This window comes from Pontimicrobium sp. MEBiC01747 (genome assembly GCF_053601635.1).
Genome location: NZ_JBSHNS010000617.1, coordinates 1 through 12,345, shown reverse-complemented (window position 1 = coordinate 12,345; position 12,345 = coordinate 1). Strand labels below are relative to the sequence as shown.

The 12,345-nt window shown below is 31.4% G+C and carries 13 protein-coding genes; 3 read left to right on the top strand and 10 right to left on the bottom strand.

The window, feature by feature from the left end; genetic code table 11:
* Positions 1–213: 213 nt before the first annotated feature.
* Positions 214–483 carry a hypothetical protein gene (locus tag ACVC2P_RS21190; RefSeq protein ID WP_452600433.1) on the top strand — a complete coding sequence of 90 codons (270 nt, stop codon included), beginning with the start codon at positions 214–216 and terminating at the stop codon, positions 481–483.
* A 119-nt stretch (positions 484–602) separates the two neighbouring features.
* On the opposite strand, the gene ACVC2P_RS21185 is transcribed toward ACVC2P_RS21190, so the two are convergent.
* The 6 genes from ACVC2P_RS21185 to ACVC2P_RS21160 form a co-directional block, all read right to left on the bottom strand.
* Positions 603–1,619, bottom strand: a complete 1,017-nt coding sequence (locus ACVC2P_RS21185; RefSeq protein ID WP_452600432.1) for an FUSC family protein — start codon at positions 1,617–1,619, stop codon at positions 603–605.
* A gap of 87 nt (positions 1,620–1,706) precedes the next feature.
* The gene (dnaN, locus tag ACVC2P_RS21180; protein WP_452600431.1) at positions 1,707–2,825 is read right to left on the bottom strand and encodes a DNA polymerase III subunit beta; all 1,119 of its coding nucleotides are present in this window, start codon (positions 2,823–2,825) and stop codon (positions 1,707–1,709) included.
* Between the two features lie 219 nt (positions 2,826–3,044).
* Positions 3,045–5,438 carry a gliding motility-associated ABC transporter substrate-binding protein GldG gene (gene gldG / locus ACVC2P_RS21175; RefSeq protein ID WP_452600430.1) on the bottom strand — a complete coding sequence of 798 codons (2,394 nt, stop codon included), beginning with the start codon at positions 5,436–5,438 and terminating at the stop codon, positions 3,045–3,047.
* A 108-nt stretch (positions 5,439–5,546) separates the two neighbouring features.
* Positions 5,547–5,810 (bottom strand): hypothetical protein, encoded by a 264-nt coding sequence (locus ACVC2P_RS21170; RefSeq protein WP_452600429.1) that lies wholly within the window; start codon positions 5,808–5,810, stop codon positions 5,547–5,549.
* Positions 5,811–5,853: 43 nt separating this feature from the next.
* Positions 5,854–6,150 (bottom strand): putative quinol monooxygenase, encoded by a 297-nt coding sequence (locus ACVC2P_RS21165; RefSeq protein ID WP_452600428.1) that lies wholly within the window; start codon positions 6,148–6,150, stop codon positions 5,854–5,856.
* Complete coding sequence (locus ACVC2P_RS21160) at positions 6,150–7,019, bottom strand: SAM hydrolase/SAM-dependent halogenase family protein (RefSeq protein WP_452600427.1); 870 nt, start codon at positions 7,017–7,019, stop codon at positions 6,150–6,152. The genes ACVC2P_RS21165 and ACVC2P_RS21160 overlap by 1 nt, the downstream gene beginning before the upstream one ends.
* A gap of 134 nt (positions 7,020–7,153) precedes the next feature.
* Here ACVC2P_RS21160 and ACVC2P_RS21155 point away from each other — a divergent pair, with 134 nt between their 5' ends.
* Both ACVC2P_RS21155 and ACVC2P_RS21150 read left to right on the top strand, forming a co-directional pair.
* Positions 7,154–8,107 (top strand): PhoH family protein, encoded by a 954-nt coding sequence (locus tag ACVC2P_RS21155; RefSeq protein WP_452600426.1) that lies wholly within the window; start codon positions 7,154–7,156, stop codon positions 8,105–8,107.
* A 135-nt stretch (positions 8,108–8,242) separates the two neighbouring features.
* Complete coding sequence (locus ACVC2P_RS21150) at positions 8,243–9,193, top strand: phosphoribosylaminoimidazolesuccinocarboxamide synthase (protein ID WP_452600425.1); 951 nt, start codon at positions 8,243–8,245, stop codon at positions 9,191–9,193.
* 56 nt (positions 9,194–9,249) lie between these two features.
* Here ACVC2P_RS21150 and ACVC2P_RS21145 read toward each other — a convergent pair whose 3' ends face one another.
* The 4 genes from ACVC2P_RS21145 to ACVC2P_RS21130 all read right to left on the bottom strand — a co-directional run.
* Positions 9,250–9,576, bottom strand: coding sequence for a hypothetical protein (locus ACVC2P_RS21145; RefSeq protein WP_452600424.1), 327 nt, complete (start codon positions 9,574–9,576; stop codon positions 9,250–9,252).
* A gap of 160 nt (positions 9,577–9,736) precedes the next feature.
* Positions 9,737–10,396 (bottom strand): hypothetical protein, encoded by a 660-nt coding sequence (locus tag ACVC2P_RS21140; RefSeq protein WP_452600423.1) that lies wholly within the window; start codon positions 10,394–10,396, stop codon positions 9,737–9,739.
* Between the two features lie 109 nt (positions 10,397–10,505).
* On the bottom strand, positions 10,506–11,153 hold the full coding sequence (locus ACVC2P_RS21135; protein WP_452600422.1) for a peroxiredoxin-like family protein: 648 nt from the start codon (positions 11,151–11,153) through the stop codon (positions 10,506–10,508).
* An 86-nt stretch (positions 11,154–11,239) separates the two neighbouring features.
* Positions 11,240–12,345: T9SS type A sorting domain-containing protein (locus ACVC2P_RS21130; protein ID WP_452600421.1), on the bottom strand; the 1,106-nt coding region annotated here is incomplete at its 5' end.

Below are 12,345 nucleotides of genomic sequence, written 5' to 3'. Positions count from 1 at the left end.
ACAAAACTTAATAAACTCTGCGGTTAAGGTAAAAACAGCAGAGAATGATGCCATTTCTTCTATACAAAATTTAACTGGTGATAAATTAGATATAAAGAAAGTTGAGAGCTCAATAGATAGTTTAATCATTAAAGTTGGTGGAGATATGAATAAACTATTGGAAGTTGCTAAATAATACATAACCAAAAGAATTAACATTAATAAGATATAATTATGAGCGAAATAAATTGGGATGATTTAGCTGATAAAGCTGCTTCGCAAACAGATGAAGAATTTAATGCACAAATGGCAAACTTAACAAGTTTAAAAGTTACAGAAATTGATGCTTTTATTGCACAAAGTGCTATAACCAATGCTAATGCAGTAAAAGTTTTAAAAGAAATTAATGATGCTACGGCATCTAATAACCAAAAGGCTGTAGCTATAGCTAACGTAGATAAAGGCGTTAATTTTTTAGTAAGCTTAGTTACGAAAATAGTATAATTAAATTTCTGTTGAGGGGCAGAAATCATTCTAAATATTACTTTTTTTAGAATGAGAAAACGTACACTTATCGCTGTGTACGTTTTTGCTTTATATTAGGTGTTAATTACTCTTTTATTTTAATTAGAGTAGAGTTCAATTAAAGTTTTCATACTTTGTTTCATTTCTGTTAAACCAAAAATAAAGGTATGTCGTAATATATTCACTGAAGTATCTTCCTCAGAAATTTTTACATTCTCAATTAAATCTTTTATTGTTTCAAAAAAATCTTTGCTAGTGCTGTCGGCTATTTCTTTTCCTTTAGAGAGGTTTTCTAAAATTGTATTTACTAGAGCTTTAATCTTTTCTGTATCTTTTTCAATATTTGAAGTTTCATCTATAACATTGGTTTGCGATTCTTGTCCTACACGATGAATTATTATTATAGAATTGTAGAGAGTTCTTATATGTTTAATTCGAGATTTTAAATTATCGCTATCTGAAAACCTGACATTTTCAGTCATGTCTTCGGCCAAGTTTATATATTTATGGAATAAACTTGCATGTTTACTACCATCCTCATTATCTTTTTGTTTAGTATTAGCTATCGCAGAATTAAACCTATTATTTGCTGCTTTTAAAGCTTCTTTCATATAGCGTTTTGCTCTATCTTCAGACTTATCTGGCCAGATAATAAAAGTAACAAGTGTGCCTACACAAACTCCAATTGCTATGGCAATTAATCTATCTATAGTAACATTTAAGATACCACTTTCTGATGCTAAGGCAATTGCTAGCGCAGCGACAATACCATAACGCCAACTTTTTTTAAAACCAGTAATAAAATTAATAACTAGCATAGAAACACCTAAAGATATTGCGGTACCAACATTTGATGGTATTATGGTAGAAATTGTAAAGCCTATAATGCTGCCAACAATAGTTGCCACAACTCTAGATTTAGCTTGCGATATTGTATTTCCTATACTTGGTTCTACTATAAATACTGCCGATAATACGCATAAAAAAACTTCTTTGCTTTCTATACTTTTTATAATAACAAAAGCAAGTATAGCTGCTGTTGCAGACTGTAAAGCTAAACGCAAAGCATCTTTTTTATTGTTTGTATTGAATTTTATGTTAAATGGTAATTGCATGTGGCAAATATATAAAACAAAAAAACGCACACTGTAAAGTGTACGTTTTGTATATAAACTATAAAAGTTGTTTTATATCGTTTTTAATTATGCATTAAGCATTACTGGCATAACTAACATGGTTACATTTTCTCCTTCATCTAAACCATCAATTGGTGTTAAAATACCAGCTCTGTTAGGCATACTCATTTCTAATTGCACATCGCTAGCATTTAAATTATTTAACATCTCGGTTAAAAAGCGAGAGTTAAAACCAATCTGCATATCATCTCCTTGATAATCGCAAGTTAAACGTTCTTCAGCTTTATTACTGTAATCAACATCTTCAGCAGAAATATTTAATTCTGCTCCAGCAATTTTTAAACGAATTTGGTGAGTTGTTTTGTTAGAGAAAATACTAACACGTTTTACCGAGTTTAAAAACTGAGTACGATCTATACTTAACTTATTAGGGTTTTCTTTAGGAATAACCGCTTCATAGTTAGGATATTTACCATCTATTAAACGACATATTAACACTGTGTTCTCGAAAGTAAACTTTGCATTAGAGTCGTTATACTCTATAGTTACTTCTTCATCACTTGCAGATAAAATACCTTTTAATAACGTTAAAGGTTTTTTAGGCATAATAAACTCTGCTACTTGAGAAGCACTAACATCTTCGCGAGTGTATTTTACTAACTTATGAGCATCTGTAGCAACAAAGGTTAAGTTGTCTGTAGAAAATTGAAAGAAAACACCACTCATTACAGGTCTTAAATCGTCGTTACCAGCAGCAAAAATAGTTTTGCTAATAGCTGTAGCTAAAATATTTCCTGCAATAGTTGTAGCACTTGGATCCTCTAAAGCAACGGCTTTAGGAAACTCATTGCCATCTGCATATGCTAATGCATATTTACCATGATTAGAGCTTATTTCTACAGTATTATTATCTTCTATTACAAAGGTTAAGGGTTGTTCTGGAAACGTTTTTAAAGTGTCTAATAATAAACGAGCAGGAATAGCAACGCTACCAACACTATCACTTTCTATATCTAAAACAGAAGACATTGTTGTTTCTAAGTCGCTTGCAGAAACGGTTAGTTTAGAATTATCAATATCAAACAAGAAATTATCTAAAATGGGTAAGGTGTTAGAACTATTAATTACACCTCCTAAAACTTGTAATTGTTTTAGTAAATAAGTACTCGATACTATAAATTTCATTTGGTTATTTATAAGGTATTATATTATGGTTTGTTATTGTGAGTTTTGAGGTTGTTACTATTAGGGATAGCTTACAAAATGACACAATAAATACTAACTTTTAATTTAAATTATTCACAAAAAGTTATCAACACAAATATATTATTTAACTCTTTAATAGAGAAACAAACTTATTAACAAGTTGAGCCCTTAAAAAGTGCTATTGTAGAGTTGTATTTATTAAGCTTTTTTGGAATATTTTCTTTTTCTTAAAAAGTTAAATAAAAAGCCAAAAAGCCCTAAAATAAAGAGTGGTAGCACAATATTTATTAATTGCCACTTGGTTTTTTCTTTTGCTATTTTTTGCTGATCTAAAAATGCTACAGCCACTTCTTTAGAGCGAATGTTTATAAGTCCATCGTCATCTAAAAGATAATTTACAGCATTTAGTAAAAATTCTTTATTCCCAAAGGTTTGTAGCGTACCACGATCGAAACCTAATTCTTCTGGTCCATTTCTGCCAATTTCATTTTTTATAACATCTCCATCGGAAATGACAATCATTTTTGTATCGGTACTTTTATTTTTAATATCTGGTAAATCAAAAGGCTTAATTCTATTATTGTAAACCGATGTAAATTCACCTTCTAATAATACAGCTAAAGTTTGTGATCCTTTATTAAAGGTTTTAGGGTCTGGTGCTTCATTTACAGATTCTAAGCTAATAATTGCAGGAGTTCCTTCTAATTTACTTAATGGAGCACTTTCTAGCAAAATGGTCTTTTTAATATTGTTTTTAAGCGTATCTATTGGGTTTGCAAAATCAAACTTTAAAAAGTTCAAGTTGTTTACAATAGGGTGTTTACTAGAACTCGTAGCCAATGGCGAATAGGTCCATGGTAAATTGTCTACACGAGATTCGCTACCTTCTCCTTGCGCTAAAGTTATAGGAGCCGAATACATAGACTTTACAAGTAATGGGTTAGTACGAACTCCATATTTGAAAAAGAAATCGGTTAAGTTTAAATCTCTACTTACTGCAACATTTTTACCTTCAATATTGTACAGGCTGTCTTTTTCCATAGCAACAGCATCCAGTAACCAGAGACTTTTCCCTCCGTTCATGGTGTATTGGTCTAGTACTAATTTTTCATTTTCAGAAAAGGCTTCTGTTGGTTTTGCAGAAATTATTAAATCGTAGGTATTTAACGATTTAGATGTTTTTACAGGATTTGTTGCAACACTATCTAATGTAAATGGCGCAATAAAATAGTAATCGCGAAGGGTCTTTACAAAATCGAAAATATATTTATTTTCTAATTGTCCGTTACCTCTTAAAATACCAATTTTTCTACGCTTCGGGTTTACTAACTTACCAAAACCATCTGCAAAAGCGTACTCTAAGTGTTGTACAGAATTAGATACTAATTCTTCTTGCGTAGCACCAATTTTATTTTTTACTAACGGAATTTTTACTGTTTGGTTATTAAAACTAGCCAATGCCCAAGGAAATATAACTCGTTGTGAATTTTGTCCATTTTTACCCTGTACACTTAACTGCATTGGTGTTAGTCCACGATCATTTAATATTTGCATACTACGCTCTCGTGTTTCTTCTTCCTCAATAGGGTTTATAAACTTAAATTTAATATTACCATTATAAGCAGAAAACTCTTCTAGAATTTGTTTAGTTTCGGTTTGTAGACGTCTAAATTCTGAAGGAAAATCTTCACCTTCTAGAAACACATCTATTATAATAGGTGAATTAACTTCCTTTACAACATTTAAAGCCGCTTCGCTTAGTGTATAGCGTTTATCTGAAGTTAAATCGAAACGTTTATATACAGATGAACTTAATATGTTTAGTACGAGTAATACAACAGGAACAATAGCTATATAAGCCCATTTTATAGGTTTTGAACCTTCTCTATTAATACGTTTAACTGTAAAGAAGAGAAAAATAGCTGTTATACTTAAAAAATATAAGATATCTCGTGTATCTAATACACCAAGACTCATACTTTTATAGTGTGCACTCATTCCTAATTGCTCTATAAAATTGCTTGTACTTAAATCTGCTACACCTTCGAAGCCTATGTAGAATAGAAAGCACATAAACACCGCACTAATAAAAGCAACGATTTGGTTATCGGATAATGTAGATGCAAATACACCAATAGCAGTATAAGCAGCTACTAGAAATAACAGTCCAAAATAAGAACCTAAGGTACTGCCAACATCTAAATTGCCAACAGGGTTCCCTAATTGATTGACTGTATAAACATATAAGAGGGTAGGTAAAAGTGCGAGTATGATTAATAAGAATGCGCCTAAGTATTTACCTAATACAATTTGTAAATGCGAAATTGGTTTAGTCAACAACAGTTCTAAAGTACCTTGTTTTTTCTCATCGCTAAAACTACGCATGGTAACCGCAGGAATTAAGAAAATAAGTATCCAAGGTGCTAATAAAAAGAACGAAGATAAATCGGCAAAACCGTAATCAAGAATATTAAAATCTCCTTTAAAAACCCATAAAAAGAGTCCGTTTAATATTAAAAATATTGCAATCACTAAGTAACCTATTGGTGAAGCAAAAAATGAGTTTATTTCTTTTTTTAGTAATGCGAACATCTAAAATTTTATGTTTTTAGTTCCCGAAAAGGCGGAAATTGTATTGTTTATTTTTATCAAAGATATTAAACCTGCAGATAATTTAAATGACTTTAAATTTAAAGAAATCTAATCCTTTTTATTTTTTCTAATTACCCCACTTATCAGAAAAACTGATATACCTATTATTAAAAAAATAAATCCCCTTTTAGAATGCTCAGAACTTTCTTTTTCTAGCTCTTTAGCTTCATTATAATACTCCTGAGATGTTTTATTAATAGAGTCTAATTGTATATTGGTATTTTCTTTTACTCCTGAATTATTAATTGCAGACATGGAGTTGTTTGACAATATATAAAATGATAAAAATAAATACAGTAATGTTTTTTTCATGATTTTAAAATAGAATGTATAAAATTTCGTCAATCCTCAATCGTCAATCTAAACTCACCAATTTATCTACGCTCCATGCTTCTGGTTTTCCATTAAATAAAGGCTTAGTTTGTGCCCAAACACCTTTAAATAAATCGGAATGTCTGTAATTTTCTAAATCGGCTTCAGTATTCCAATAACTATACGTAAAAAAGATGTTGGTATTGTGCTTATCTCTATATAATTCTAAAAACTGACAACCTTCAAAATTACGAATGCGTTGTTTTACAGTTTCAAAATTTGCTAAAAATTCAGGAACATGCTCTTCAGCAAAACTCATTTTTACAATACGTACAAACATTAAAAATTGTTTTTTGTTTCTGGGTATGGCGAAACCTTGTTAATAAAATTAACGGTAACAGTATCTCTTAAATTTAGTCCCATAAGCGTACTAGCACTACCAACCGAACTACTATTACTTTTATAAATAGCGATTTCTAAATAATTAGACGAATTAAAAACAACTAAGCCACGGCCTTCGTCATTTCGTTTATCTTCAGGGATTTCAAAATTAACAATATCGCTATATTTCGAATATATTTTTTTGAACTTATAATTTCTGGCAGAAATTTCAAAGGCTCTTCCTTTTTGTATTGTTTCAAAAAAGGCCTGTTTTATATTAGTAATAACATTGCCGTAATTATCTATATAAATGATACTACCTATAATCTGTGTTTTTTCGTCATTAACATAAGGTGCTAAATTTCTTATAGGCTTTATATTGGTTATAGGTTTACCAATAATACCCAAAGCACCACCTCGAGCAATGTGGCAAGCAACCTTTACAAAAGCATCCAATACAGGGATACTAGTTTCTATTCTATCGTGTATATTAATTTCTACAAGTTGTTCTGGAGTAATTTCAGAACAAATCATACTCATAATGCCGTTATTAGCACAAACAAAATAATGTCCGTTAAGTTTTATAGCAATATGTTTGTTTTCTTCATTAATTTCAGAATCTATACCAATAATATGTATTGTGCCTTCTGGAAAACTACTGTAAGCGTTTTGAATTATATAAGCGGCTTCTGGAATGTTGAAAGGAGAAACAGAATGTGAGATATCAACAATTCTAACATCGGGTAATTCGCTATAAATAGCTCCTTTTACCGCACCAGCAAAGTGATCTTTCTCACCAAAATCTGTTGTTAATGTAATAATTGCCATGGACTAATTGTTGATATTTTTTTGAATTAACAAACTTAAAAATGTGTAAGTTTGTTAAGTAATTTGTTGGTATAGCTTTACTGTAGCAAAACTAATAAAACTTAAGAGAAAAATTTAATTAAATCGTCTAGCTTTTGAACGAAATTATAATAGAACTTGAAGAAATAAGCCCAAAAGAGTTTTTTGGAACTGGAAATGAAAATATTGTACTGCTTAAAAAGTACTTTCCAAAATTAAAAATTGTAGCCCGCGGTAGTAAAATAAAAGCATTTGGAGAAGAAGAATTATTAGATGAATTCGATAGGCGCATGACGATGCTTTTAAAACATTTTGGGAAGTATAATAAACTAGACGAAAATGTTATAGAGCGTGTGTTAACTAGCCAAAGTAGTGATGATTATACAACATCTACACAAAGTGGAGAAGTTATAGTGCATGGTGCAAATGGAAAATTAATTAAGGCACAAACGGCTAACCAGCGTAAATTGGTAGAGCTAATGCGTAAAAACGATATGGTTTTTGCAATTGGCCCAGCAGGTACTGGAAAAACTTACACAGGGGTAGCTTTAGCAGTACAAGCGTTAAAAAATAAAGAAGTAAAACGTATTATATTAACACGTCCAGCAGTAGAAGCAGGGGAGAACCTAGGGTTTTTACCAGGAGATTTAAAAGAAAAATTAGATCCATACATGCAACCGTTATACGATGCATTACGTGATATGATTCCGGCAGAAAAACTTGCGCATTACATTGAAAACGGAACAATACAAATTGCGCCTTTGGCATTTATGAGAGGTCGTACGTTAGATAATGCTTTTGTTATTTTAGACGAAGGGCAGAACACGACACATAACCAAATGAAAATGTTTTTAACCCGTATGGGTAAAAGTGCTAAGTTTTTATTAACAGGAGATCCCGGACAAATAGATTTGCCACGACGTACCATTTCTGGCCTAAAGGAAGCTCTTTTAGTGTTAAAAGACGTTGAGGGTGTTGGCATGGTCTTTTTAGATGATAAAGATGTAATACGCCATAAACTGGTTAAGAAAATTATTGCAGCATATAAGCAAATTGAAAATGCAGAATAAGGTTGAAGTTGAAGTTGAAGTTGAAGTTGAAAATGATGATATTAAATTAGGCTTTTTGTAAAAAAGAAATAAAAGCCAAAAAACAACTAGTATTTAAAATTATACAGAATATATTCAGAACTATTTAAAGGACTAATGAGTAATACAATAATAGATTCCAATTTTAATTTTCCAGGACAAAAAAGTGTTTATAAAGGAAAAGTAAGAGCTGTTTACAGTTTAGAGAACGACCGTTTGGTAATGGTAGCTACCGATAGATTAAGTGCTTTCGATGTAGTAATGCCAAAAGGAATACCTTACAAAGGACAAATTTTAAACCAGATTGCGACTAAATTTATGGCACAAACTGAGGATATTGTGCCAAATTGGTTAACAGCAACTCCAGATCCTAATGTTGCAGTAGGGGAGTTATGTGAGCCTTTTAAGGTAGAAATGGTTATTCGTGGGTATATGTCTGGTCATGCTGCTAGAGAATATAAAGCGGGTAAACGTATACTTTGTGGAGTGCCTATGCCAGAAGGTATGAAAGAGAATGACAAGTTTCCAGAACCAATTATTACACCAGCTACTAAAGCAGAAATGGGAGATCATGACGAAGATATTTCTCGTGAAGATATTTTGAAGAAAGGTATAGTTTCGGAAGCTGATTATTTGGTTTTAGAAGATTACACACGCAAATTATTTACTCGTGGTACCGAAATTGCTGCGTCTCGAGGTTTAATTTTAGTAGATACTAAATATGAATTTGGAAAAACTAAAGATGGAAAAATCGTTTTAATAGACGAAATACATACGCCAGATTCTTCACGCTATTTTTATGCTGATGGTTATGAAGAACGCCAAGAAAAGGGAGAAGCACAGAAACAATTGTCTAAAGAGTTTGTGCGTCAATGGCTAATTGCTAATGGTTTTCAAGGCCTTGAAGGGCAAACTGTACCAGAAATGAGTGATGCCTATATTGAGAGTGTTAGCGAACGTTATATTGAGTTATACGAAAATATTATGGGAGAGCCTTTTGTAAAGGCAGATGTTTCTAATATTCAAGAACGTATTAAGAACAATGTGGAGGCGTTTTTGGCTGAATAAAAAAACTAAAACAGTTATAATATTTTGAAAAGACCTTGAGAAAATCAAGGTCTTTTTTATTTTGAAAGTAATTTATCAGGAATCTCATAAGTAGCAGAGTACATTAAGTTTTCCTTTCGTTTTTTTAATTGTTCTAAAGCTTTTTTGTGCCATACTGTATCTTCAGCAGTTGTATTGAAATTTTCGTAAGTTAACACATCATAAAATTTTCCATTTAGCCAAGATTCTATGCCTTGGATAATTATTCCTTTTTCCTGAATACGTTTAAGTACAATTTCAAAATCAGTTTCTGAAAAGTAATAGGAACTTTCTACATCGAAACCACTATTAAGATTTTTAAGCCCGTAAAATATGTGTGTTTTTAGGTAGCCTGATTTGTTCAATAATAGTGCTATTAATTCTTAATGCTACTAAGTTAAGCTTAACAGTAGCGATACTTGGTAAACTAACGGGATGACTTCTTTAAAATGACTAAAAATGAGTCATTTTTTATAAAATCATGGACTTGTGTAAAGAGTACCATGTTGTAACCAGCTGTATTCGCTAGTATAATGGATTGGTTCTATCTTCATTAAACTCCAGCATTAATTCCGTAATCATCTTGTTTGCCCATTCCGCTATTTCTACTTTTTGGATTGAGTATACAAACCCTTCCATTCTAAATTGACCTTGAATATCTATTATTTTTCGCCTTTCTAAGAATGAGATTACTTTATCAGCTCTATCATCCCTTTGGACTTTAGTCGAATATGAATGTTTTCGCATTTCTTTTTTATCAATATGGCTTGGTTTCATAGCTGTACGAACTTCACTTTTAGCCTCAAAATTTTTCCATTCAATTGATTCTAACCTTGAGTGAGCTATTAGATTCCTAAGTTTTACAAAATGATTATAGTCGTCGTAGAGCTTACTTGACTTATCAAAATCCTTATTATTAAGAATTTTATATAGAACAAAAGGACGCTTATCCATTTTCGGACGTTCTGATTCAGGATATTGTTCGTTTAACTCAGCATTATTTGAGATAGAATCCTCAATGTTTGTCAAATAGCATTCAAAAGCAGAGTACAAAGTCAATATTAATGGTGTTACTAAACTGACAGCTATATCTTTATTATTTTCCATTAGAATAGATAACTTATCGACTGATTTAAAAAGTGGATAGTGTTGAGGAAATACAGTATCTATTCCTGATATGTACATAGGTTTCTTTAATTGGTTACAACATAAATATAAAAGATATAATTAACTATATAAAACAAAAGACCTCACAATTACGCAAGGTCTTTAATTTGTTATGTAAAACTAATTTTTAGTTATTCTGTAAAACCTCTAATATATCTTTAGGTTCTGCACGCTCTGTATAACGCTCGGTAACAAAATCGTAAATAATTTTACCATTTTCGTTTATAATGTATGTGGCAGCTAATGGTAGCTCGTAATTGTTGTTACCATTGTGTTTATCTACATGAATGTTAAACTCATTAGTATACAAATCTTGTAAATCTTTTGGCATTTTAAATACTAGGCCTAGGTTTTTAGCAACTTTATTATCTACATCGCTTAATACTTGAAATGATAATTCGTTTTTTTCGCTTGTTGTTAAGGATTGGTCTGGAACTTCTGGAGAAATAGCTATTAATTCGGCATTATTAGCTTCAATTTCTGGTAATATATTTTGTAATGCTCTTAACTCCATATTACAATACGGACACCAACCACCTCTATAAAATGATAACACTACACGTTTGTTTTTTAATCTATTAGATAGTGTAACAGGCGTATTTGTAGCATTTACTAATGTAAAATCGTTTATTATATCTCCTGTTTTTAAAGCATTTTTGGTAATATTAGATTGTATTAATGCTTGAGTTGCATTATCCATTATATTATATTTTTCGCTAGCTAGTACTTTTTTTGTGGCAGCTGCTTTAGTATCTAATTGTTCTTTTAATGTCATGTTTAAAGTATTTTCAACTTTGGTCGTAATAAAAAAGGATTCCTAAATTAGGAATCCTTTTTTTATTTAACATATTTTAAAGAAGACTATTCAATAATTATACGTTTATTAATTTTCTGTCCAGCAGTTTCAATGCTTAAAATGTAAACAGCGGTATTTAATTTACCAAACTGAATGGTTTTATTAAATGTTCCTGCTGTGTTTTTAAATGATTGTGTGTTTATTAATCGTCCACTTAGGTCAAATAATTTTACATTAACATCTTCACTATTTATAGTGTTAAATGATAAGTTTATAGCTCCATTAGATGGGTTTGGCCATAAGCTTATTGCATTTTCTAAATTAAATTCAGGTACACTTAATGCTGCTGTACCACAAATTTCTATAGCATAGTTTTGGAATACACCTCCGTCTTCAGAAGGGTAACCATCTGTAGCAGTAAGAATCCAGTTCCCTTGAGCGTTTTCACCATTAAAAGCAGATAATACTTCTTCTGGTTGAATAATACCTCCAACAGCAGGAGCTGTAGCACTACATACTACAGGGCCAGAAGCTTGATCATCATACGTTGCTGCTATATCATCTGTACCGTCATCACATTTACTATTAGCTAACATAATTACTTCAGTTCCATTTGGCGATGTTAATTTAAGTTCCATATCTCCAGCCCAAATGTGCTGTACATTTACTGTTACATTTATATCTGAAATTACTGTATCTGCACTAATATTTATTGTAGATGTTATTACGTGCTCTGTAGTTCCTGTAGATGGTATTGTTATATTATTTTCGGTAGAATTATAAGTACTACATACAATTGCAGCTGTTGTAAAATTATATACACTAGAGTAGCTAGATTCGCCACAGCTATTTGTAGATTTTACTCTCCAGTAGTATTGAGTAGATTCTGATAATGTTGGTGTTGTAAAAGTAGCGGCATTAACAACATTAGATGTTGTATTTGCTGTAAAAGCAGCATCTGTAGCTGTTTCAACTGTATAGGTTTCTGCTTCTGCTATAACTGCCCAATTTAAGTCTACTGCTAATGCTGTACCAGTTGCTCCATTGGCAGGTGTTGTTAATCCTGGTGCTACTGGTGCAGCTCCATTAACATTTAAATCTAAATCTATAGAGTTTGTTGTAACTCCTGTTCCTGTTACTGCAATAGTATAATTACCAGCTGTAGCTCCAC

Coding starts and splice junctions, on each gene's coding strand:
- ACVC2P_RS21190 (WP_452600433.1), top strand. CDS start 214: ATGAGCGAAATAAATTGGGATGATTTAGCTGATAAAGCTGCTTCGCAA.
- ACVC2P_RS21185 (WP_452600432.1), bottom strand. CDS start 1,619: ATGCAATTACCATTTAACATAAAATTCAATACAAACAATAAAAAAGAT.
- dnaN (WP_452600431.1), bottom strand. CDS start 2,825: ATGAAATTTATAGTATCGAGTACTTATTTACTAAAACAATTACAAGTT.
- gldG (WP_452600430.1), bottom strand. CDS start 5,438: ATGTTCGCATTACTAAAAAAAGAAATAAACTCATTTTTTGCTTCACCA.
- ACVC2P_RS21170 (WP_452600429.1), bottom strand. CDS start 5,810: ATGAAAAAAACATTACTGTATTTATTTTTATCATTTTATATATTGTCA.
- ACVC2P_RS21165 (WP_452600428.1), bottom strand. CDS start 6,150: ATGTTTGTACGTATTGTAAAAATGAGTTTTGCTGAAGAGCATGTTCCT.
- ACVC2P_RS21160 (WP_452600427.1), bottom strand. CDS start 7,019: ATGGCAATTATTACATTAACAACAGATTTTGGTGAGAAAGATCACTTT.
- ACVC2P_RS21150 (WP_452600425.1), top strand. CDS start 8,243: ATGAGTAATACAATAATAGATTCCAATTTTAATTTTCCAGGACAAAAA.
- ACVC2P_RS21140 (WP_452600423.1), bottom strand. CDS start 10,396: ATGTACATATCAGGAATAGATACTGTATTTCCTCAACACTATCCACTT.
- ACVC2P_RS21135 (WP_452600422.1), bottom strand. CDS start 11,153: ATGACATTAAAAGAACAATTAGATACTAAAGCAGCTGCCACAAAAAAA.